We start from the raw sequence: 20983 nt of genomic DNA on the forward strand, positions 1-20983 counted from the left end.
TCAGTGAAGGTTCGGCTGCGGGCCGACGCCCTTTTCGTCGATGATGTGTCCGGTGCGGAAGCGATCGAGGCGCATCAGCGCATTGCGCGCATGGGCCACGTCCTTGGCGATGGTCCAGGCGAAGCACCAGCCGGAGGCCGGGGTCGCCTTGAAGCCGCCGTAGCACCAGCCGGTGTTGAGGTAGAAGCCGGGAATATGGGTCTTGTCGATGATGGGCGTGCCGTCCATGGACATGTCCATGATGCCGCCCCAGGAGCGCAGCATGCGGACGCGGCCGATGCTCGGCATCAGCGCCATGGCGCTTTCCGCCACGTCCTCCACCACCGGCAGATTGCCGCGCTGGGCGTAGGAATTGTAGCCGTCGATGTCGCCGCCGAAGACGAGACCGCCCTTGTCGGACTGGCTCACATAGAAATGGCCGGCACCGAAGGTGATCACGCCGTCAATGAGCGGCTTGAGGCCTTCCGACACGAACGCCTGCAGCACGTGGCTCTCGATGGGCAGGCGCATGTCCAGCTTGCAGGTGAGGCGCGAGGTTGAGCCGGCCACCGCCAGGCCCACCTTGCCGGCGCGGATGGGGCCGCGGGTCGTTTCCACGCCCACCACCGCGCCGGAGGCGTCGCGGATGAAGCCGTTCACTTCGCAATTCTGCACGATGTCGACGCCGAGCTTGTCGGCGGCGCGGGCATAGCCCCACACCACCGCATCATGGCGCGCGGTGCCGCCGCGCTTCTGCAGCAGGCCGCCCTTGATGGGGAAGCGGGCGTTGTCGAAGTCGAGCAGGTGCGGATACATGGCGCGCACGCCGTCCTGATCCAGCAACTCCGAATCCGCGCCGTTGATGCGCATGGCATTGGCGCGCCGGGCATAGGCATCGCGCTGGGCGTCGGAATGGCAGAGGTTCAGCACGCCGCGCTGGCTGACCATGGAGTTGTAATTGACGTCCTGCTCCAGGCCTTCCCACAGCTTCATGGACCATTCGTAGAACGGCTCGTTGCCGGGCAGCAGGTAGTTGGAGCGGATGATGGTCGTGTTGCGCCCGGCATTGCCGGAGCCGATCCAGCCCTTTTCCAGCACCGCCACGTTGCGGATGCCGTGCTCCTTGGCAAGGTAATAGGCGGTGGCGAGGCCGTGGCCGCCGCCGCCGACGATGATCACGTCATAGGCGGGCTTGGGTGCGGCATCGCGCCAGGCGGGCTTCCAGCCCTTCTGCCCCATAAGGGCATTGGCGAACAGGCTCAAGGCGGAATAGCGCATGTCTTCGTCCTATTGGGCGGCTGCTGGAGGCGACCGCGCGCCGTTGACTATGGATCGCCCATCCAGCCTCTGGCATCATGCCTGAATGCGACGCTTTGTTGACCAGAAGCGACATTGCTTCCCGAAAGGACAGCTTCGTGATCTTGAGTGTGAGCACCGCCGGCCCGCGCACCTATGGATTCCTGCTGCTGCCGGACTTCGCGCTGCTCACCTATGCCTCGGCCATCGAGCCGCTGCGGGCCGCCAACGCCCTCTCGGGACGTGACCTCTATCGCTGGCGGCACATTTCCCCCGATGGGCAGCCTGTGCGGGCTTCCAACGGGGTGGCCATCGCCGTGGACGAGAAGGTGGGAGACACGCTGGATCTCGATGCGGTGGTGGCGGTGGCGGGCGGCAATCCGGCCCGCTTCCGGCACAAGCCCACCTTCACCTTCCTGCGCCGGCTGGCGGCACGCGGCGTCATGCTGGCGGGTGTCTCCGGCGGGCCGTATGCGCTGGCCCGCGCCGGTGTGCTGGAAGGGCATCGCTGCACGGTGCATTGGGAGCATGTGCCGGCCTTCACGGAGGAATTTCCCGATCTCGACGTGCGCCGCACGCTCTATGAGATCGACCGCGACCGTGTGACGTGCGCCGGCGGCATCGCGACGCTGGACATGATGACTGACCTGATCGCCCGCGACCACGGGCCGGTGCTCGCCAATGCGGTGTCCGAATGGTTCCTGCGCACCCATGCGCGGCCCGCCTCTGGTGCCCAGCGCATGGCGCCGCGCGAGCGGTTCGGCATCGGCAATGCCAAGGTTCTGGCGGTGCTGGCAGAGATGGAAAAGCGGCTGGAGGAGCCCGCCTCCCGCGAGGAGCTGGCGCGCGGCGCCGGCATCTCCGTGCGCCAGCTGGAGCGGCTGTTCGCGGACCATGTGGGGGAGAGCGTCGGCGGGCACTATCTCAGCCTTCGGCTGGACCGTGCCCGCTCCCTGCTGCGCCAGACCGCGCTGCCGGTGGCGGAAGTGGCCATGGCGACGGGCTTCGTCTCCACCAGCCATTTTTCCCGCGCCTACAAGGCCCGCTTCGGCCTCTCGCCAACGGGGGAGCGGGGCAGCCGGGCGGGAGGGGCCTAAAGCCGGATCGGTTCAGACGTCCACCTTGAAGCTCAGTTCGATCTCCGAGGCGGGCAGGCCGCCGCGCAGACCCCAGTTCTCGCGCGGCACTTCGATGAGGATGATTTTGATTTCGCCCTCCGGCACGCCGAGCGCCGCGAGATTGGCGACCAGCGCCTTGTAGAGCGCGCGCTTGGCCTCGATGGAACGGCCGGCGAACAGTGTGACCTCGACGCGGGTGAAGCGCTCGGAGCGGTCGCCGGGCACGATGCGGCGGGTCGGTGGGTAGAGATCCAGCACCACATCGCGATCCCAGTCGGGAATCTTCAGCGTGCTCAGCATGGCGGACTGGACGGCCTCGATGACGGCCAGTTCCTGACCCGTGGCCCAGTCCCCGGTGGCGATGCGAACGGATGGCATGGACGCTTCCCGCACTGACGATCCCGTGACCAGTGTGCACGAAATGAGCGTAGCCTCAAGGAGCATCCGGGCGGGTCATGGCGCCACGGCCTCATATGAAAATGCCCCGGCCGGTTGAGCCGGTCGGGGCAGGGAAGGGCGGCGGAACCATGAGGGGCGGCGACGCCGCCCGAACCGTGTCGGGCGAGGCTTTGGAAGCCGCGCTCAGATATCGAGCGTGGTGTCGCGCTCCCACTGGGTGAGGTGGCGCGAATAGGCGTTCCACTCTTCGGTCTTCAGCTTGAGATAGCCGTCCACCAGTTCGGAGCCGAGGCCGTCACGCAGCACGCGGGACTTCTCCAGCGCGCGCATGGCATCCAGCAGGTTCAAGGGGAGGCGCTTGGCGCCGCGCACCTTGTGGCCCTCGGTGTACATGTTGATGTCGAGCCGCTTGCCGGGATCGCGCTCATTGGCGATGCCGTCGAGGCCCGCCGCCAGCACGCCGGCCTGCAACAGGTAGGGGTTCGCCGCGCCGTCGGCGAGGCGGAACTCGAACCGGCCCGCGTCCGGAATGCGGATCATGTGGGTGCGGTTGTTGCCGGTGTAGGTCACGGTGTTCGGGGCCCAGGTAGCGCCGGAGACGGTGCGCGGGGCGTTGATGCGCTTGTAGGAGTTCACCGTGGGATTGGTGAGGGCGCACAGCGCGTCCGCATTGTGGATCAGGCCGCCGATGAAGTGGTAGCCGAGCTGGGAGACGCCCAGATCGCCCTTCGGATCGGCGAAGGCGTTGCCGTTCTTGCCCCACATGGACACATGCACGTGGCAGCCCGAGCCAGTGAGGTTGATGAAGGGCTTCGGCATGAAGGTGGCGCGCATGCCGTGCTTCTCGGCCAGCGTCTTCACCATGTATTTGAAGAACACGTGCCGGTCGGCAGTGATGAGGGCATTGCCGTAGTTCCAGTTCATCTCGAACTGGCCGTTGGCGTCCTCATGGTCGTTCTGGTAGGCGCCCCAGCCCAGCGACAGCATGCTGTCGCAGATCTCCTTGATGACCGCATACTGGCGCATCAAAGCCGACTGGTCGTAGCAGGGCTTCACCGCCGTGTCGGCACCATCGAAGATGGCCGAGCCGTCGGGATTGGTGAGGAAGTATTCGCACTCCACGCCGCTCTTCATCTCGTAGCCGAGGGCGGCCGCCTTCGCGAGCTGCTCCTTCAGCACCTGACGGGGCGCCTGCGCCACCGGCTTGCCGCCCATGACGAGGTCGGAGGCGAGCCAGGCCACTTCCGGGTTCCAGGGCAGTTGGATCAGCGAGGACGGATCCGGCACCGCGAACAGGTCCGGGTCGGCCGGCGACATGTCGAGCCACGTGGCGAAGCCGGCGAAGCCCGCGCCGTTCTTCTGCATCTCGGCAATGCCGGCGGTGGGCACCAGCTTGGCACGCAGGCCGCCGAACAGGTCCACGTAGGAGATCAGGAAATACTTGATGCCGCGCTCCTGCGCGACCGCCTCAAGGTCAATGGCGGCGGCGGTGCTGGCCGCCTCCTTCTTGGGCAACCGGGCCATGTATATGTTCCCTCATTATGGATCTGGAAGAGGTCTTGAAGTTTTCAGACACGCCGCCCCGGCGAAGGGGCGGCGTGGTTGGGTTGAGCGATCAGTAGCCGCCCTTGCCCGGAATCCACTCGGTGCCTGCAAGCGGCACGCCAGCCATGGCGGACGCCTCGATGGTGAGGGCCACGAGGTCCTCCGGCTCGAGATTGTGCAGGTGGCTCTTGCCGCAGGCGCGGGCGATGGTCTGCGCCTCCAGCGTCATCACCGCCAGATAGTTGGCGAGCCGGCGGCCGGCCTTCACCGGGTCGAGCCGCGCGGAGAGGAGGGGATCCTGCGTGGTGATACCCGCCGGATCCTTGCCCTCGTGCCAGTCGTCATAGGCACCGGCGGTGGTGCCGAGCTTCTGATATTCTTCCTCGTAGGACGGATCGTTGTCGCCCAGCGCCACGAGGGCGGCGGTGCCGATGGCCACCGCGTCGGCACCGAGTGCAAGCGCCTTCGCCACGTCGGCGCCGCTGCGGATGCCGCCGGAGACGATGAGCTGCACCTTGCGATGCATGCCCAGATCCTTCAGCGCCTGCACGGCGGGGCGGATGGCGGCGAGGATGGGCAGGCCCACGTGCTCGATGAACACGTCCTGCGTCGCCGCCGTGCCGCCCTGCATGCCGTCCAGCACCACCACGTCCGCGCCGGACTTCACGGCCAGCGAGATGTCGTAATAGGGGCGGGAGGCGCCGACCTTCACATAGATGGGCTTTTCCCAGTCGGTCAGCTCGCGCAGCTCCTCGATCTTGATCTCAAGATCATCGGGGCCGGTCCAGTCGGGATGGCGGCAGGCCGAGCGCTGGTCGATGCCGGCGGGCAGTGTGCGCATGCCGGCCACGCGCTCGGTGATCTTCTGGCCGAGCAGCATGCCGCCGCCGCCGGGCTTGGCGCCCTGGCCGATCACCACCTCGATGGCGTCCGCCTTGCGCAGATCGTCCGGGTTCATGCCGTAGCGCGAGGGCAGATACTGATAGACCAGCGTCTTGGAGGAGCCGCGCTCCTCCGGCGTCATGCCGCCGTCGCCGGTGGTCGTGGAGGTGCCCATGGCCGAGGCGCCGCGGCCCAGCGCGTCCTTGGCGTTGGCGGAGAGTGAGCCGAAGCTCATTCCGGCGATCGTCACCGGGGTCTTCAGGTGGATGGGCTTCTTGGCGAAGCGTGTGCCGAGCACCACGTCGGTGCCGCACTTCTCGCGATAGCCTTCCAGCGGGTAGCGCGAGATGGAGGCGCCGAGGAACAGCAGGTCGTCGAAGTGGGGCAGCTTGCGCTTGGTGCCGGCGCCACGGATGTCGTAGATGCCGGTCGCGGCGGCGCGGCGGATCTCCGACAGCGTGTGCGGATCAAACGTGTTGGAGAAGCGGGGCAGGGTGCGGGGCACGTTGTTGTGCGCGGACATGATGCTGTCAGTCCTCAGTACGCATCGACATTGTCGATGTGGAAGTTGTAGAGGCGACGGGCCGAGCCGTAGCGCTTGAACTCGGAGATATCGATGCTGCCTTCAAGGCCGGCGGCCTTGAGCTTCTCGGCGAGATGCGCCTTGTGCTCGTCCCGCATCTCCTTCTCGATGCAGTCGGCGCCGAGGCTCTTCACCGTGCCGCGCACGAAGAGCTTGGCCTCATAGAGGCTGTCGCCCAAAGCATCGCCCGCATCGCCGAACACGATCAGGCTGCCGGCCTGACCCATGAAGGCGCTCATGTGGCCGATGGAGCCCTTCACGATGATGTCGACGCCCTTCATGGAGATGCCGCAGCGGGCACCCGCATTGCCGTCGATCAGCAGCATGCCGCCGTGCGCGGTGGCGCCGGCCGCCTGGCTGGCGTCGCCCTTCACATGCACGAAGCCGCTCATCATGTTCTCGGCGACGCCGACACCGGCATTGCCCTCGATGATGACGCGGGCCTGCTGGTTCATGCCGGCGCAGTAATAGCCCACGTGCCCGGCGATGGTGACGTCCAGCGGGGCGTTGATGCCGCACGCGACGGCATGGCGGCCGTTGGGATTGGCCACCAGCCAGCGGCGGGCGTTGGTCTCGACACCGGCCTTGTGCAGGGCGCCGTTCAGCTCGCGCAGCGGGTTGGCGCCGAGGTCGAAGGTCTCGTCCGGCGCGGCCTTGAGATTGGTTTGGGCGTTCATGCTGCGCGGTCCCAGAAATAGACGGTGGCGGGTTCGGGCTCGAACACCTTGGCATTCTCGATGCCGGGCAGATCGACGAGGGCGCGGTATTCGGAACCGAACGCCACATACTGGTCGGTCTCGGCCATCACGGCGGGCTTGCAGGCGATGGGATCGCGCAGCACGCCGAAGCCGCTCTCGGTGCCCACCACGAAGGTGAAGAAGCCGTCGAGATCATCGAGGCCGGCCTTCAGGGCCTCGCCGAGCGAGGCGCCCTGCTGCATGCGCCACGTCAGATAGGCGGCAGCCACTTCGCTGTCGTTCTGGGTGGCGAAGGTCAGGCCCTCGCGGGTGAGATTGCGGCGCAGGTCGTTATGGTTCGACAGCGAGCCATTGTGCACCAAGCACTGGTCCACGCCGGTGGAGAAGGGGTGGGCGCCGGCGGTGGTCACAGCGCTCTCGGTGGCCATGCGGGTGTGGCCGATGCCGTGGGTGCCGCTCATCTTGGCGAGGTCGAAGCGCGCCGCCACATTCTTCGGCAGGCCCACTTCCTTGAAGATCTCCATGCGGCTGCCGGCGCCGACGACGGCGACGTCCGGATACTGCGCGGCGAGCGCCGCGCGGACATCCGCTTCCTTGGCGGCGGGCACTTCGATCACGGCGTGGGTGGAGCGCACCGAAAGGGCGGGCTTGCCGCCGGCAGTGGTGGAGAGGCCGTCGGCCAGAGCTGCGAAATCATAGCCTTCGACGGCGCGCAGCGAGAGCTTCACATGATCGGCCTTGCCGTTGCCATAGACCGCGAAGCCCGCGCTGTCCGGGCCGCGGTCGGTCATGACGCACAGCATGGAAGCCAACATCTGCCCGAGCTGGGGCTCCAGCTTGGGGTCCTTCAAGAAGATTCCGACAATGCCGCACATGGCACACCTCCCACGCCCCGAAGGGCCATGGGCAAGTGCTACGACGCCGCAGGAGGGTCGTCAATCAGGAGAATAAAATTTTCTCTCTAGGAAAATTCTCATTCAGCTGTTGGTGCGCGGATAGACGATGATGGAGAGGTAGGTCATCGGCCGCTGGATCAGTGTTTCCGGCCCATGGGCGGCGGCGCTGTCGAACATCAGGGAATCGCCCGGCCGCAGGTGGTAGGAGCGGTCGCCGTGGCGATAGACCACCTCGCCGGAGAGCATGTAGATGAACTCCACCCCGCCATGGCGGAAGCCGGTGTAGGGCACGGCTTCCTCGGTGAGGGTGATGAGATAGGGTTCCACCGCCACATCGCCGCCGAGCCCGTGGCCCAGCAGCTCATACTGATGGCCCACCTTGGTGCCGCGCCGCTCGATGACCACGCCCTGGCCGGCGCGCACATAGGAGCAGTCGCGCCGCTCCTCGAAGGCTGAGAACAGGGCGGTGATCGGCACGTTCAGCGCCCGCGCCACCGCCTGCAGGGTGCTGAGGGACGGGGAGATCTGCCCGTTCTCGATCTTGGAGAGCATGCCCACCGAGATGCCTGCGGCGCTGGCGAGGTCCGAGACCGTCAGGTCCAGCTCGCGCCGCACGGCGCGGACCTGGATGCCGAGGGCCTGTTCAAGGCTGGTGGCTCCGGCCTCGGGCGCGCCCGAGCCGGTGGTCAGGGATGCAGCCTCGCCCTCTTCGGTCGCCTTGATCTTCCGCTCCGCCACGCTGTCCCCCTCCAGAGCCTGGCCACTGAATCAGCCTCCATCATTGTGATGGAGCACGTTCCGCGACGGGCGCCCTCGTCCGGCGCAAGAAGACACCTATGCGTGCAGGAGTGCAAACGGCGGCACGGGCGGGCAGATCCGCAAGACGCTCTTGCGTCATCGGGGCATGCTTTACGCTATGCTCTCCAAGTCTTGCGGTGTCGCATTTGTGTAGTCATCCAGTGCCTATTCTGTGTCGGAATGGGGCAATGGATGCCGATTCGGTGCGATCCACGCGAAAGCTTCGGAGCGCAAAGTGATCGTGGCGCGGGTACGGTCTGGAACCGATAATCCCGATCCGCGTTCAGCCTCTGCCTGAAGGAGCAACGCGGATGTACATGGACCATGGCGAAGTCGCCGACTCTTTTGCTTCCACGCCTCTGGCGTCCGCACCCGTGGGGTTCATCGAAGCCGGGGACGATGGGCATGAGATCGCCTATTTCGCCAAGGCGGCCGGTATCTCCCGCGAACAGGCCCGGCTTCTGATCCGCCAGCACGGCCCCCACCGCTCCACCCTCATGGCCGCCGCGCGCCGCCTGAAGCGCGGCTGAGACAGCGCGCCGGGCGTAGGGGAGGGGGCCTCCGGCAGGGCTCTATCCACAGGCTGTGCCTTGTCGGTTTGCCCCCTATGGACAGGCCGGATCGGACCTTCTATACAGCCGATCCCATCTGGTCACTGACCGGATGCGGCGCCCGGGTAGCTCAGTTGGTAGAGCATGCGACTGAAAATCGCAGTGTCGGCGGTTCGACTCCGTCCCCGGGCACCATTCGCTTTCTAAGCGACTGAAATCCCACATTTTCTGGATTTTTGCCCCACACCTTCGGCAAGGTGAGGGCGTGCTTCGTGCCGTTTTCCCTCTGCCGGTGATCTCGCCTCTGTTTCAGGAGCGATCCCGCTCCGCCGGCCCATGGCAGGGCGTGTCATTCTTCGCCTCAAGACAGAACGGTGCCTCGACGGCGTTTCCCGCAATTCGGTTTTAAGCTACCGTTCTTGCGCCGTCTGATAGCGAAGTGGGGATTATCATGACCGAAGGAACCGAGCCGAAGGACGCCGTAGCGCCGGCCGCCGAGTCGCCCGAGACCCCGGCGAAGGCCGAGACCGCGCAGCCGCTCTCCGAAGAGCAGCTCGACAAGGTCGCCGGTGGCCTGCTCATGCCTTACGAGCCGAAGCCCGAGCAATTCTGATCCCGCGTTCGCCAACGTGCGGGCCGTGAGGCCCGCGCCGTCCTCCGCCGTCCTCCGCCGTCCCGCCCCTGACTTGCGCCCACCGGATGGCGGGCTCATATCCGGCGGCAGGATACGGCAGCAGCGAAAGGTCGGCACATGAACGCCATTTCTCCGGGCAATGTCGCGGTGGTTACGGGAGCTGCCGGCGGCATCGGCCTTGCGGCCGCGAAGAAGTTCGCCGCCGCCGGCATGCAGGTCTGCCTTGTTGATCGCTCGGACAGTGTGCGGGTGGCCGCAGGCAGTCTTGGCGGCAAGGCGGCGCCCTTCATCGTCGATGTTGCCGACCGATCGGCCATGGAGCGGCTGGCGGAAGAAATCCGTGCACGCTTCGGTGCTGTGTCGGTGCTCATGAACAATGCCGCCATCGGCGATGGCGGCGATGTGCTGGCAAGCCCGGAGAATTGGGAGCGCCTGCTGGGCGTGAACCTGTTCGGTGTGCTGCACGGCGTGCAGGCCTTCCTGCCGGCCATGGTGGCGGGCGACAGGCCGGGTATCGTCATCAACACCGGCTCCAAGCAGGGCATCACCCAGCCGCCCGGTGACACCGCCTATAACGTCAGCAAGTCGGCCGTGAAGGCGCTGACCGAGGGCCTTGCACATACCCTGCGCCAGCAGGTCGGCGAGCGCATCACCGCGCACCTGCTCATTCCCGGCTACACCTTCACCGGCCTCACCAAGGCCGCCGAGAAGCCGGCCGGCGCCTGGACGGCCGAGCAGGTGGTGGACTTCATGTTCGAGCGCATGGCGGAGGGCGACTTCTACATCCTCTGCCCCGACAACGATGTGACCCGTGAGATGGACGAGAAGCGCATGGCCTGGGCCATGGGCGACGTGATCGGGAACCGCCCCGCACTCTCGCGCTGGCATCCGGACTGGCAGGATGCGTTCGCCGATTACATGAAGAGCTGAGTACCCGCGCGGGCAGGCCATCGGCCCGCCCGCGTCACCGCGCCCGCCACCACGTCTCCGGCAGCGTGCCATAGAGCGAGGGGCGCGCCGGATGGGCGATGCGGATCCAGCGTGCCAGCCACTGGCCCGGCGCGTGGAACAGTGGCACCCCGTAGGCGCCGGAGATGAGCGCCCGGTCAAGAGCGCGCGCGGCGGCGGTCACGTCGTCCTCGCTGCGCGCGGCCATCAGTGCGGCGATGGCCGCATCCACGGCAGGTGACTTGGCGCCCATATAGTTGCGGGTGCCCGGCATGTCGGCGGCGGCGGAGCCGAAATAGAAGGCCTGCTCATTGCCCGGCGAGAGGGACTGCGTCCAGGTGAAGGGCACCATGTCGAAGTCATAGGCATTGCGCCGGGCATCGAACTGCACCGCGTCCACCACCCGCACATCCACCCGCATGCCCGCCCGCTGCATCTGCGAGGCGAAGCCCAGTGCGAGGCGTTCCTGCTCGCGGCTCGTCACCATGATCTCGAAGCCGAACGTCTCGTCCGAGCCGACGCGGCGCAGCTTGCCGTCCTTCAGCTGCCAGCCCGCCTGCGCGAACAAGGCGAGGGCTGCCTTCAGCTGCTTGCGGTCGCGGCCGGAGCCGTCTGCGGCGGGCGGCCGGTAGGTGCCGTCCATCACGTCCGGCCGCAGCTCCCCGTGATGCGGACCCAGCAAGGCGAGTTCCGCGGCATTGGCCTTGCGGCCGAGGCTGGAGAGGTCGGAGCCGTCGAAGAAGCCGGCCGTGCGATTGTAGAGATTGTAGTAGAAGTTGCGGTCCAGCCATTCGAAGTCGAACAGCTCGATGATCGCCCGGCGCACCCGCACGTCCGCGAACACCGGCCGGCGGGTGTTGAACACCAGCGCATAATGCGGCTTCGGCAGACCGTTGGGGATGCTCTCCTTCACCACCTGCCCGTTGCGCACGGCGGGAAAGTCGTAGCCGGTCTGCCAGCGGCCGGGATCGGTCTCGAAGCGGGCATCGATGAGGCCGCGCCGGAAGGCCTCGAATTCGGTGTTGGCATCGCGGAAGTAGGTGAAGCGCAGCTCGTCGAAATTGAACAGGCCGCGCGTCACCGGCAGGTCTTTCGCCCAATAGTCGGGGTTGCGCTTCAGCGTCACCGCGCTGCCCGCCTCCACCTGCGCCACCGTGTAGGGGCCGGAGCCGACAGGGGGCGTCAGGCTGGTCTGGTCGAAGGTGGCGGCGTCCACGGCGTGGCGGGGCAGCACCGGCATCAGGCCCATGATGAGCGGCAGCTCGCGATCCGGTTCCGTGAAGGTGAAGCGCACACGGCTGCCGTCCGCCGTCGCGCTGGCCACCTTGCCGTAATAGAGGCGCATGTTCGGCCGCCCCTTGTCGCGCAGCAGGCCGAAGGAGAAGAGCACGTCGTCCGCCGTCACCGGCGTGCCGTCGGAGAAGCGCGCGCGCGGGTCGATCTCGAACTCCACGAAGCTGCGTTCGTCGTCGGTTTTCACCGTGCGCGCGAGAAGGCCGTAGAGCGTGAAGGGCTCGTCATAGCTGCGCACCAGCAGGCTCTCGAACACATAGGCGCGCACGAAGGGCGTGGCCGAACCGCGCACCACGAAGGGGTTGAGGCTGTCGAACGTGCCCAGTGCCGACAGCGACAGGCGGCCGCCCTTCGGCGCATCGGGGTTCACATAGTCGAAATGGGTGAAGTCCGCCGCCATGTCGGGCGTGCCCTGCATGGCGAGCGCGTGCTGTTGAGCAGAGGCGGGGACCACTGCGCCAGAGGCCAATGCCACCAGCAGCGCCAACAGCCGTAGAACAGGCTGGAGGGCTTCCAAATATTGCCGGGGGCGCGGCGGCAATAACGACGCTGCGGCACGGGCGGAATTGGCATTGCGGGGTCGATCAGTTTCTGCCATTCACCCGCCTGCACCTTTTCTGCCACGCTGTCTCGGCTAGGCCGCATTCTTGGGCAAGGTAGCACGTCAGGCACCACATGCGTGCCGGGCGCGTTGCAGCGGCCTCGGTCTTGCCTCAATTGACACCGAACAGAGCGGCGTTACGAGGTGAAATCGCGCGCCTCTGCGTTGAGTCGCGCGCCTGGGATCAGGCATTCACGGGGAAGATTTGGGAATGACAACAGCCACCACTCTGCGTCGCGCGAGCGCGCTTGCCGTTGCCGCGATCACGCTCGGTGTCGCTGGCGGAGCCTGGGCACAGAATGCGGCTCCGGCCAAGCCCGCGCCGGCCAAGCCGGCTCAGGCGCAGCCCGCTCCCGCACAGCCGCAGGCGCAGCAGGCCGGTCCTCAGTCCGTCGCCGTGCCGGGCATCAACACGCCCTGGACCAAGGTGTGCGGCACCGATCAGGCCTCGAAAAAAGAAATCTGCATGACCACGCAGGATTTCACGGCTGAAACCGGCCAGCCGCTGGCCTCCGCCGCGATCCGCGAGATGAAGGACGATCCGAACAAGAAGTTCATCGTCTCCGTCCCCGTTGGCATGCTGCTGCAGCCCGGCACCCGCGTCGTCATCGACAAGGAACAGCCGATGTCGCTGAAGTACGAAATCTGCTTCCCCAACGGCTGCTTCGCCAGCCTGGACGTGAATGCGGACTTCGTGAACAAGCTCAAGAAGTCGCAGAACATCACCATCCAGGCGCTGCAGATGGGCGGTCGCACGCTCAACTTCGTGATCCCGGGCAAGGACTTCGCCAAGGCCTATGACGGCCCGCCGTCCGACCCGAACGTGGTCGCCGCCGAGCGCCAGAAGCTGGCCGAAGAGCTGCAGAAGCGCGCCCAGAAGATGATGGAAGAGCGCGCTGCCGCTCAGGGCAACGGTCAGGCCGCTCCGGCTGCTGGCGCTGCGCCCGCCGCTCCGGCTGCGCCCGCCAAGCCCTGATCCTTCCGTATCAGGTTCGAACACGGAAACGGCCCGCCTCCCGGCGGGCCGTTTTCGTTTGGGCGGGCCGGAGAGACAGCGGGCAACCCGGCGGCTCTTCCGCCGGGGCACACCATCCGGCTCCTTAGCCGCTGTAACGACAAAAGGGGCGATCTTGCCGATCGCCCCTTTTGTATTGTGTTGGGTGCTGGAAGAGCCGGGCGGCTGAAGCCGATCAGTTCAGCAGGTCGCGCCGCACGCGCCAGCCGCCGGTTCCGTCCTCGGCCAGCGCTTCGGCAACGCGCGGATGGCGCACCGGCTCGTTGGACGTGTCGAGCTCCAGATTCTGCTCCGACACATAGGCCACATACTCATTGTCCGCATTCTCGGCCAGCAGGTGGTAGAACGGCTGGTCCTTGCGCGGACGGATCTCCTCGGGGATGGACTGGTACCATTCCTCGGTATTGTCGAAGACCGGGTCCACATCGAACACCACGCCCCGGAACGGGAAGTGGCGATGGCGCACCACTTCCCCGATGCGGAACTTGGCAAGGCGGGTGCGGTTCTCGGTTTCGTGGTGGGATTCGTGCGCGGCCGCCAGCGCCACGGGCAGGGACCGACGCGCCGCCCGGGCCTTGGTGCCCGACCGATCCGTCTGCGCCTGTTCCTTCACCGTCCGCGCCATCCGCTCAATCCCTCGTCATTCTCAACCGTCACTGCTTCGCCCGTCACATATCGCAATGTGACCGTTTTCACCACCTATTTACCATGATGGTGCCTGCGCGGGCCGTGCGGGATTCACAGCCCATAGACGGCGGCGAGATCCTTGTCCTTGTCGGCCACGATACGCGCGAGGTCCACAATCACCTTGGCCTGCTTCCAGGTGGCGTCGTCCTGCATCTTGCCGTCGATCATCACCGCGCCCGCACCATCGGGCATGGCATCCAGAATCTTTACCGCGAAGGCGACTTCACCGGGATCGGGGCTGAACACGCGCTTGGCGATGTCGATCTGGCTGGGGTGGAGCGACCAGGCCCCGACGCAGCCCTGCAGGAAGGCGTTGCGGAACTGGCTCTCGCAGGCGGCGCCATCGGAGAAGTCGCCGAACGGGCCGTAGAAGGGCTTGATGCCGCTGGCGGCGCAGGCATCCACCATCTTGCCGACCGTGTAGTGCCAGAGATCCTGCTGGTAGCCCACGCGCGGCGCATCGCCATCGGGGTCGGCCAGCACCTTGTAGTCGGGATGCCCGCCGCCGACGCGGGTGGTCTTCATGGCACGGGAGGCGGCGAGATCCGCGGGGCCGAGGCTCATGCCGTGCATGCGCGGAGAGGCGGCGGCGATCGCCTCCACATTCTTCACGCCCTCGGCGGTCTCTAGGATGGCGTGGATGAGAATGGGCTTGGAGACGCTGTGCTTCGCTTCCAGCTGGGCCAGCAACTGGTCGAGATAATGGATGTCCCACGGCCCATCCACCTTGGGCAGCATGATCACGTCCAGCTTGTCACCCACCGCGCCCACGATCTCGCGGATGTCGTCCAGTGCCCACGGGCTGTTGAGGGCATTGATGCGGGTCCACAGACCCGTGGTGCCGAAGTTCACCGCCTTGGCCAGCTCGATGAAGCCGCTGCGCGCCGCCTCCTTGGCGTCGATGGGGATGGCGTCCTCCAGATTGCCGAGGACCACGTCCACCTGGCCTGCGAGGTCCGGCACCTTGGCGCGGATCTTCTCCAGATGCGGCGGCACGAAATGAATCATGCGCTCCAGCCGCACGGGCAGTTCGCGGTAGGGCGCAGGCGCGCCGATGGCGAGCGGCTTGAAGAAGTTGCGCGGCAGCTTCATGTGGTGTCCTCCCCTTGTTGTGATCGCAGCATGGACAGGCGGCGCGTGCCCGGCAAGCGTCGGGTTGCCACGCAACGCGATGTTTCGCAGCGCGGTGTCCGCCTTGACCCGGTGGCCGCAGGGCGTAGCGTGCCGGCCTCGGACAGGGAGATCGAGTTTTGCTTTCAAGACGGGACGTGCTGGCGGGGCTGGTGGCGGCGGGAGCGGGGGCTGCAGGGATGCGGGCCGCATCCGCGCAGACCGGACGGGCGCCGGAGAAGCCGACCGAATTCCTGCTCGGCTACGGCAGCCTGATCGATACCGCATCGCGCGAGGGCACGGCCGGCACCAAGCTCGATGCGGTGCCGGTGCGTGTGTCCGCGGCGTTTGGCTATCGGCGGGTCTGGAATGTGCGGGGGCGGGGCTGGACGGCGCTCGGTCTCGCGAAGGGCGAGGATCTGCGCCCTGCCGCGCCCATCAACTGCGTGCTGTTCCCCGTGGATGCGGACACGCTGCCGCGCTTCGACCGGCGCGAGTCCGGCTATGACCGGGTGGCGGTACCGAACGCCATGGTCGAGTCGCTTTCCTGGCTGCGCCTGCCGGAGCAGGGGACCCTCTGGATCTATGTGCCCAAGGCCGGCGAGAAGGCCCCCGAGCCCGATGCCGCCCATCCCATCGTGCAGTCCTATGTGGACCTCGTGCTGGGCGGGGCGCTCGGCTATGGCGAGGCGTTCGCACGCGAGGTGATCGAGACCACCTTCGGCTGGAGCGCCTTCTGGCTGGATGACCGGGTGACGGCACGCCGCCCGTGGGTCGCCAACCCCGCAGCCGGAGCCATCGACCGCCTGCTGGCGCGCACGCCGCAGTCGGAGGCGGCCTTCCGGGAGCGGCTCTATAGCGAGGAGTACGCCGTCCGACGCCTGATGCGACCCGGGGACGGACTAGCACCCGCGCCAAAGCCGGAAACGGCCCGGCCCTGATCTCTACCGCAGTGCACACTGCATAGCTTGCCGGCGCGTTCTGCGTCGGCAGTGTCTTGCGGCGGCGCAGCGAACGTCGTTGTTTCTGCGGCGACATGACGGACCTGTTCGGCCTCGCCTTTCCCTTCTTTGGCCTGATCTTCCTCGGCTTCGCGTGCGGGCACTTCGTGCGGCTGCCGGAAGAGGGGCTCGCCTGGCTGTCCTTCTTCATCATCTACGTGGCGCTGCCGGCGCTATTCTATCGCATCGTCTCGCAGACGCCGTTCCACGAACTGGCCAACGCGCGCTTCATCCTCGCGGCGGTGACATCCACCGCCATCACGGCGGCGCTGGCGCTGGCGGTGTCGCTGTGGCTGCGGCGGGGGAATGCGGCAGAGGCGGGTGTCGCCACCACCGTCGGTGCCTATGCCAATGTGGGCTATATGGCACCGGGGCTGGCGCTGGCGGCCATCGGGCCTGATGCGGCGACGCCGGTGGCCATCGTCTTCACCTGCGATGCCCTGCTGTTCTTCACCCTGGTGCCGATGCTGGTGGCCATCCAGAGGCGCGAGGGGCATTTCGGCACCGTGCTGCTCACGGTGCTGAAGCGGGTTCTCACCCATCCATTCAACATCGCCACCTTCCTCGGCGTGCTGTCGGCGGCCTTCGACGTGCATCCGCCCGCCGCCCTCGACCGCATGCTGGATTTCCTGCGCAATGCCGCCGCCCCCTGCGCCCTGTTCACGCTGGGCGTCACGGTGGCCCTGCGGCCGCTCAAGCGGGTGCCGGTCGAACTGCCGCCGCTGCTGGCGCTGAAGCTGCTTGTGCAGCCCATGATCGCGCTGACCGTCTACGGCGCCTTCGGCCCGTTCGCTGATCGCTGGGTGGAGACGGTGGTGCTGATGGCGGCCCTGCCGCCGGCGCTGAACTGCTTCATCCTCGCCAAGCAGTACGGCACCTATGTGGAGGAAGCCTCGGCCGGCGTGCTGGTGGGCACTGTGCTGTCCGTGGCCACCGTTACGGGCCTGCTCTACCTCATCCAGCAGCACATGCTGCCGCTGCATCTCTTCCACTGACGCAGAGCGGCACCCGCTCGGGAGAGAGGGCGCCGATGCCAGCGTCTCTCAGCCGGCATTTCGTGCCGGGACCAGCAGGTCCGCAAGGCCGACCCGGTGCAGCATCTCCGCGCGCAGTCGATCCGTGACCGCGAAGCCGATATTGGCGCCGTCCTCGCTGGGATCGATGTGCACACGGAACGGCCGCTTGCCGAAGGGCGCATCCAGCACCGTCACGATGGCATCGGCCACCTTTGAGACATCTGCGTCCGGCGGCACGATCTCGGCGAAGGCCTTCTGCACTTCGTCACCGAAGCCGGCATAGGGGCCGGCCTCATAGGCCGCCGCCACCGACGCATCCGCCGGATGGCCGGCATGGGCGAAATGGTTGGTACCCGAGGTGAAGGCGCCGGGCACGATGATCGAGGTCTCGATGCCGAAGCGCGACAGCTCGCGGGCATACTGGATGGCGATGGCGTCCATGGCCGCCTTGGCGCCGAAATAGGGCGCGAGATAGGGCGGTGTGCCGCCGGTGACGCTGCTCGACGACACCCACACCAGCAGGCCCGAGCGCGCCGTACGCATGTGCGGGAGAACGGCGCGGTTCACGCGCTGGGTGCTCAGCACGTTGACGTCGTAGAGCTGCGCATATTGTTCCGGCGTGAAGGCTTCCGCCGGGCCGAACACCATGTGCCCGGCATTGTGTACGAGCACGTCGATGCGCCCGCTCTGCGCGATCACATCGGCCACCGCACTGTCCACGGAGGGCTGGGACTGCACGTCCAGTTCCACAGTGCGCAGGTCGATGCCGGTCTCTTGGGTCAGCTTGGCCATGGCCTCCGCATTGGCGGCGTTGCGCCCGGCGATGTCGCGCATGGAGGCGTAGACGGTGTGGCCGGCGCGGGCGAGAGCCTCAGCGGTGAGGCGGCCGAAACCGCTGGATGCGCCGGTGACGAGAACGATCTGTTTCATGATGTGTCTCCTGAAAATCGGAATGAAAAATTGGCGCGCACTCAGATGGTGCCGCCATTGGCGCGCAGCACCTGCCCGTTGATCCAGCCGCCGTCCGGGCCGGCGAGGAAGGAGACGGTGTTGGCGACGTCCTCGGGCGTTCCGAGGCGTTCCAGCGGCGCGAGCTTGGCGAACTGGTCCACCAGCGCCTGCGACTTGCCTTCGAAGAACAGCGCGGTGGCGGTGGGGCCGGGGGCGACCGCATTGACGGTGATGCTGCGACCGCGCAGCTCCTTCGCCAGGACATGGGTGAGGGCTTCCACGCCGGCCTTGGTGGCGGCGTAGATGGCATAGGTGGGCTGGTAGAGGCCGACCACGCTGGAGGACAGGTTGATGATGCGCCCACCCGTGCGCAGCCGCCGGGAAGCCTCGCGCAGGGTGTTCATGACGCCCTTGAGGTTGATGGCGATCTGGCTGTCGATGAGGGCGTCGTCCGCCTCGGCGAGGGCGGCGAGCTTCATGATGCCGGCATTGTTCACCAGCACGTCGATGCCGCCGAAAGCCGCTTCAGCCGCGTCGAACATGCGCCGGACCGCGTCCGCGTCGCTGACGTCCGCCTGCGCGGTGAGCGCCCGGCCGCCGGCCTGCTCGATCTTCGCTGCCAGCGCCTCGGCCTCCGCGGCCTTGCCGGCATAATTGATGACCACCGTGAAGCCGTCGGCGGCAAGGCGTTCGGCGATGGCTGCGCCGATGCCGCGCGAGGCGCCGGTAACAAGGGCAACCCTGGGGGGTGGGGTATTGGTCATGGGAAGTCTCCGTGCTGCGGAGCCGCATTGGCGCGACGTCCATGAGCAGCAGGATGGTTATTCCCCTGTCCCGATCTTTTATAATCACCCACTATCCGGCTTCACTATCCGGATTGAACGAACAGTTAGATGGATCGCTTCGACGCCATGCGGGTGTTTTCCCGCGTTGTGGAACGCCGCAGCTTCACGGCGGCGGCCTCCGATCTCGGCCTGCCGCGCTCGACCGTCACCGATGCGGTGAAGCAGGTGGAGGCGCGTCTCGGGGTGCGGCTGCTCCAGCGCACCACGCGCCATGTGAGCCCGACGCTGGACGGCGAGGCCTATTACCAGCGCTGCCTTGCCATTCTCGCGGACGTGGAGGATGCGGAGGGGGCATTTGCCGGTGCCAAGCCCAAGGGCTTGCTGCGGGTGGACGTGCACGGCACGCTGGCCCGGCATTTCCTGATGCCGGGGCTGCCGGCCTTCCTCGCGACCTATCCCGACATCGCCTTTTTCATGGGCGAGGCCGATCGCTTCGTGGACCCTGTGCGCGAGGGGTTCGACTGCGTGCTGCGGGTTGGCGTCCCGCAGCTGAGCGACATGATCGCCCGTCGCGTGGCGCTGCTGGACGAGGTCACGCTTGCGGCGCCCTCCTATCTTGAGGCCCACGGCGTTCCGGAGCATCCCGATGAACTGCTGGACGGGCATCGGATGGTGGGCTTCCTCTCCACCGCCACGGGAAGCCTGCTGCCGCTGGAATTCACCATCGGGGACATGGTGCGGGAGATCATCCTGCCGGTCACGGTTTCGCTAAACGCGGCGGAAAGCCTGCTCGCGGCAGCGAAGCTGGGATTCGGGCTCATGCAGATGCCGCGCTACCATGCCGAGGCGGCGCTTGGAGCAGGCGAACTGGTGGAAGTGCTGGCGGATTTTCCACCGACACCGACACCCGTTTCTCTGCTCTATCCCCGCAGCCGCCAGCTCTCGCCGCGCGTGCGGGTGTTCATCGACTGGCTGGTCCGGGAGTTCGCCCGCGCCAGCCGCGCCTGAGGTTCAGGCCGCCCGGTTGCCGAGGCCGAGCTTCATCACAGTCCGCCGCAGGGGTGTGATGCGGTCCAGCAGATAGAGGCCGAAGCCGCGCACGCCCTGCACCGGCACGAGGTCGGAGAGCAACGAGCGGTTGAGCAGGTCCACCGCCGTCATGCGGCCATGGATGTCCTTGTCGCGGGCGCTGGCATATCGCTTCAGCATGGCCTCGCCGCCGATCTCGCCGCCGGCCTCGTTGGCCAGATCGATCAGGGTCGCCGCGTCGCGCAGGCCGAGGTTGAGGCCCTGCGCGCCGATGGGCGGCATGATGTGGGCGGCCTCCGCCATGAGTGCCACGCGGGGGGCGGTGATGCTGCGGGCGGTCTCGGCCACCAGCGGGAAGGCGGCGCGGCCTTCCTCCACCTCGAACGAGCCGAGGACCGACTGCGCCCGGCGCTCCATGGCCCCGGCGAGCGCGGCCGGCTCCAGTCCGAGCAGGCGCACGGCCTCCCGGTCATCCACCACGCAGACGATGCTGGAGCGGTCGCCGCGCAGCGGCACCAGCGTGAAGGGGCCGGTTTCGGTGTGGAACTCGATGGACGTGTCCCAGTGGGGCTGGGTGTGGCGCACGATGGCGGTGACGGCCACCTGCGGATACTCGCGCCGCTTCATGCCGATGCCACAGGCCTCGCGGACCCGCGACTGGCGGCCATCGGCGGCCACGACGAGCCTGGTGGCGACGCTGTTGCCATCGTCGAGCGCGAGGTGGGCCAGCGTGCCTTCCACCTTCAGGTCGGTGAGCGAGGCTTTCACGAGGGTGAGGTTGGGCGCTTCCGCTGCGGCATCCGCCAGCGTGCGCCGCAGCGGGTCGTTCTCGATATTGTAGCCGAAGGCCTCAAGCCCGATCTCGCTGGACTTGAAGGTGACTTCCGGGGCGCGGATCAGCCGGCGGGTGCCGTCGATGATGCGCATGTCGCGCAGCGGCGCGGTGTGGGGCAGCAGGCGCTCCCACACGCCGAAGCGCTCCAGAATCGGGATCGAGGTGCCGAGCAGTGCGGTCGTGCGATGATCGACGCCGCGCTCGGGGCCGGTGACGAGCACCGTCTGCCAGCCCGCCTTCGCGAATCCGATGGCTGCCGCAAGGCCAGCGGGGCCCGCGCCGACAACAGCGACTTCCGCCTCGATGATCTGCGACATGCTCAGTCTCCGTCCT

21 protein-coding genes and 1 tRNA gene are annotated in these 20983 nt (G+C 67.1%); 9 read left to right on the forward strand and 13 right to left on the reverse strand.

The window, feature by feature from the left end; translation table 11 throughout:
- A complete protein-coding gene (locus tag IEW24_RS17925) occupies positions 1 to 1257 on the reverse strand; it encodes a sarcosine oxidase subunit beta family protein (RefSeq protein WP_188581126.1) in 1257 nt (418 codons plus the stop codon).
- 137 nt (positions 1258 to 1394) lie between these two features.
- Between IEW24_RS17925 and IEW24_RS17930 the strand changes: the two genes are divergently transcribed.
- Positions 1395 to 2372, forward strand: coding sequence for a GlxA family transcriptional regulator (locus IEW24_RS17930; RefSeq protein ID WP_244644520.1), 978 nt, complete (start codon positions 1395 to 1397; stop codon positions 2370 to 2372).
- A 12-nt stretch (positions 2373 to 2384) separates the two neighbouring features.
- On the opposite strand, the gene IEW24_RS17935 is transcribed toward IEW24_RS17930, so the two are convergent.
- The 6 genes from IEW24_RS17935 to IEW24_RS17960 form a co-directional block, all read right to left on the reverse strand.
- Positions 2385 to 2771 (reverse strand): tautomerase family protein, encoded by a 387-nt coding sequence (locus IEW24_RS17935; protein WP_188581130.1) that lies wholly within the window; start codon positions 2769 to 2771, stop codon positions 2385 to 2387.
- Between the two features lie 204 nt (positions 2772 to 2975).
- Entirely contained in the window at positions 2976 to 4316 is a 1341-nt protein-coding gene (gene glnT / locus IEW24_RS17940) for a type III glutamate--ammonia ligase (RefSeq protein WP_188581131.1), read from the reverse strand.
- A gap of 91 nt (positions 4317 to 4407) precedes the next feature.
- On the reverse strand, positions 4408 to 5742 hold the full coding sequence (locus tag IEW24_RS17945) for an FMN-binding glutamate synthase family protein (protein ID WP_188581133.1): 1335 nt from the start codon (positions 5740 to 5742) through the stop codon (positions 4408 to 4410).
- A gap of 14 nt (positions 5743 to 5756) precedes the next feature.
- A complete protein-coding gene (locus tag IEW24_RS17950; RefSeq protein ID WP_188581135.1) occupies positions 5757 to 6479 on the reverse strand; it encodes a protein glxC in 723 nt (240 codons plus the stop codon).
- The gene (locus IEW24_RS17955) at positions 6476 to 7375 is read right to left on the reverse strand and encodes a class II glutamine amidotransferase (protein WP_188581137.1); all 900 of its coding nucleotides are present in this window, start codon (positions 7373 to 7375) and stop codon (positions 6476 to 6478) included. Before IEW24_RS17955 ends, IEW24_RS17950 begins: the two co-directional genes overlap by 4 nt.
- A 102-nt stretch (positions 7376 to 7477) precedes the next feature.
- Positions 7478 to 8134, reverse strand: a complete 657-nt coding sequence (locus IEW24_RS17960) for a helix-turn-helix domain-containing protein (RefSeq protein WP_188581138.1) — start codon at positions 8132 to 8134, stop codon at positions 7478 to 7480.
- Between the two features lie 371 nt (positions 8135 to 8505).
- Here IEW24_RS17960 and IEW24_RS17965 point away from each other — a divergent pair, with 371 nt between their 5' ends.
- From IEW24_RS17965 to IEW24_RS17980, 4 genes are all read left to right on the forward strand, one after another.
- The gene (locus IEW24_RS17965; RefSeq protein WP_210324245.1) at positions 8506 to 8724 is read left to right on the forward strand and encodes a DUF3606 domain-containing protein; all 219 of its coding nucleotides are present in this window, start codon (positions 8506 to 8508) and stop codon (positions 8722 to 8724) included.
- A 140-nt stretch (positions 8725 to 8864) separates the two neighbouring features.
- Positions 8865 to 8940, forward strand: a tRNA-Phe gene (locus IEW24_RS17970).
- 256 nt (positions 8941 to 9196) lie between these two features.
- Entirely contained in the window at positions 9197 to 9358 is a 162-nt protein-coding gene (locus IEW24_RS17975) for a hypothetical protein (RefSeq protein ID WP_188581140.1), read from the forward strand.
- A 138-nt stretch (positions 9359 to 9496) separates the two neighbouring features.
- Positions 9497 to 10309: an SDR family NAD(P)-dependent oxidoreductase gene (locus IEW24_RS17980; RefSeq protein ID WP_188581142.1), complete on the forward strand. Its 813-nt coding sequence runs from the start codon at positions 9497 to 9499 to the stop codon at positions 10307 to 10309.
- Between the two features lie 34 nt (positions 10310 to 10343).
- On the opposite strand, the gene IEW24_RS17985 is transcribed toward IEW24_RS17980, so the two are convergent.
- The gene (locus tag IEW24_RS17985) at positions 10344 to 12095 is read right to left on the reverse strand and encodes an extracellular solute-binding protein (RefSeq protein ID WP_373870086.1); all 1752 of its coding nucleotides are present in this window, start codon (positions 12093 to 12095) and stop codon (positions 10344 to 10346) included.
- A gap of 337 nt (positions 12096 to 12432) precedes the next feature.
- On the opposite strand from IEW24_RS17985, the gene IEW24_RS17990 reads away from it, so the two are divergent.
- Positions 12433 to 13197, forward strand: a complete 765-nt coding sequence (locus tag IEW24_RS17990) for an invasion associated locus B family protein (protein ID WP_188581146.1) — start codon at positions 12433 to 12435, stop codon at positions 13195 to 13197.
- 214 nt (positions 13198 to 13411) lie between these two features.
- Here IEW24_RS17990 and hspQ read toward each other — a convergent pair whose 3' ends face one another.
- Together hspQ and IEW24_RS18000 are read right to left on the reverse strand one after the other, a co-directional pair.
- Entirely contained in the window at positions 13412 to 13777 is a 366-nt protein-coding gene (hspQ, locus tag IEW24_RS17995; protein WP_244644537.1) for a heat shock protein HspQ, read from the reverse strand.
- Positions 13778 to 13974: 197 nt separating this feature from the next.
- Positions 13975 to 15015, reverse strand: coding sequence for an HpcH/HpaI aldolase/citrate lyase family protein (locus IEW24_RS18000; RefSeq protein WP_188581150.1), 1041 nt, complete (start codon positions 15013 to 15015; stop codon positions 13975 to 13977).
- 158 nt (positions 15016 to 15173) lie between these two features.
- Here IEW24_RS18000 and IEW24_RS18005 point away from each other — a divergent pair, with 158 nt between their 5' ends.
- Positions 15174 to 15974 carry a gamma-glutamylcyclotransferase family protein gene (locus IEW24_RS18005; RefSeq protein WP_244644521.1) on the forward strand — a complete coding sequence of 267 codons (801 nt, stop codon included), beginning with the start codon at positions 15174 to 15176 and terminating at the stop codon, positions 15972 to 15974.
- A 95-nt stretch (positions 15975 to 16069) separates the two neighbouring features.
- Complete coding sequence (locus IEW24_RS18010; protein WP_188581152.1) at positions 16070 to 17029, forward strand: AEC family transporter; 960 nt, start codon at positions 16070 to 16072, stop codon at positions 17027 to 17029.
- A 48-nt stretch (positions 17030 to 17077) separates the two neighbouring features.
- On the opposite strand, the gene IEW24_RS18015 is transcribed toward IEW24_RS18010, so the two are convergent.
- Positions 17078 to 17983, reverse strand: coding sequence for an SDR family oxidoreductase (locus IEW24_RS18015; RefSeq protein WP_210324249.1), 906 nt, complete (start codon positions 17981 to 17983; stop codon positions 17078 to 17080).
- A 38-nt stretch (positions 17984 to 18021) separates the two neighbouring features.
- Positions 18022 to 18765, reverse strand: a complete 744-nt coding sequence (locus tag IEW24_RS18020; RefSeq protein WP_188581156.1) for an SDR family oxidoreductase — start codon at positions 18763 to 18765, stop codon at positions 18022 to 18024.
- A 129-nt stretch (positions 18766 to 18894) separates the two neighbouring features.
- Between IEW24_RS18020 and IEW24_RS18025 the strand changes: the two genes are divergently transcribed.
- A complete protein-coding gene (locus IEW24_RS18025) occupies positions 18895 to 19794 on the forward strand; it encodes a LysR family transcriptional regulator (protein WP_188581158.1) in 900 nt (299 codons plus the stop codon).
- A 3-nt stretch (positions 19795 to 19797) separates the two neighbouring features.
- On the opposite strand, the gene IEW24_RS18030 is transcribed toward IEW24_RS18025, so the two are convergent.
- Positions 19798 to 20967 (reverse strand): UbiH/UbiF family hydroxylase, encoded by a 1170-nt coding sequence (locus IEW24_RS18030; protein ID WP_188581160.1) that lies wholly within the window; start codon positions 20965 to 20967, stop codon positions 19798 to 19800.
- Between the last annotated feature and the right edge of the window lie 16 nt (positions 20968 to 20983).

Origin of the sequence: Azorhizobium oxalatiphilum (assembly GCF_014635325.1) — a bacterium.
In the GTDB taxonomy this organism is placed as follows: Bacteria; Pseudomonadota; Alphaproteobacteria; order Rhizobiales; family Xanthobacteraceae; genus Azorhizobium; species Azorhizobium oxalatiphilum.

Excerpts from the sequence above, each read along its gene's own strand:
- IEW24_RS17925 (WP_188581126.1), bottom strand. The coding sequence starts at position 1,257 with ATGCGCTATTCCGCCTTGAGCCTGTTCGCCAATGCCCTTATGGGGCAG.
- IEW24_RS17935 (WP_188581130.1), bottom strand. The coding sequence starts at position 2,771 with ATGCCATCCGTTCGCATCGCCACCGGGGACTGGGCCACGGGTCAGGAA.
- glnT (WP_188581131.1), bottom strand. The coding sequence starts at position 4,316 with ATGGCCCGGTTGCCCAAGAAGGAGGCGGCCAGCACCGCCGCCGCCATT.
- IEW24_RS17945 (WP_188581133.1), bottom strand. The coding sequence starts at position 5,742 with ATGTCCGCGCACAACAACGTGCCCCGCACCCTGCCCCGCTTCTCCAAC.
- IEW24_RS17950 (WP_188581135.1), bottom strand. The coding sequence starts at position 6,479 with ATGAACGCCCAAACCAATCTCAAGGCCGCGCCGGACGAGACCTTCGAC.
- IEW24_RS17955 (WP_188581137.1), bottom strand. The coding sequence starts at position 7,375 with ATGTGCGGCATTGTCGGAATCTTCTTGAAGGACCCCAAGCTGGAGCCC.
- IEW24_RS17965 (WP_210324245.1), top strand. The coding sequence starts at position 8,506 with ATGTACATGGACCATGGCGAAGTCGCCGACTCTTTTGCTTCCACGCCT.
- IEW24_RS17975 (WP_188581140.1), top strand. The coding sequence starts at position 9,197 with ATGACCGAAGGAACCGAGCCGAAGGACGCCGTAGCGCCGGCCGCCGAG.
- IEW24_RS17980 (WP_188581142.1), top strand. The coding sequence starts at position 9,497 with ATGAACGCCATTTCTCCGGGCAATGTCGCGGTGGTTACGGGAGCTGCC.
- IEW24_RS17990 (WP_188581146.1), top strand. The coding sequence starts at position 12,433 with ATGACAACAGCCACCACTCTGCGTCGCGCGAGCGCGCTTGCCGTTGCC.
- IEW24_RS18000 (WP_188581150.1), bottom strand. The coding sequence starts at position 15,015 with ATGAAGCTGCCGCGCAACTTCTTCAAGCCGCTCGCCATCGGCGCGCCT.
- IEW24_RS18010 (WP_188581152.1), top strand. The coding sequence starts at position 16,070 with ATGACGGACCTGTTCGGCCTCGCCTTTCCCTTCTTTGGCCTGATCTTC.
- IEW24_RS18020 (WP_188581156.1), bottom strand. The coding sequence starts at position 18,765 with ATGACCAATACCCCACCCCCCAGGGTTGCCCTTGTTACCGGCGCCTCG.
- IEW24_RS18025 (WP_188581158.1), top strand. The coding sequence starts at position 18,895 with ATGGATCGCTTCGACGCCATGCGGGTGTTTTCCCGCGTTGTGGAACGC.
- IEW24_RS18030 (WP_188581160.1), bottom strand. The coding sequence starts at position 20,967 with ATGTCGCAGATCATCGAGGCGGAAGTCGCTGTTGTCGGCGCGGGCCCC.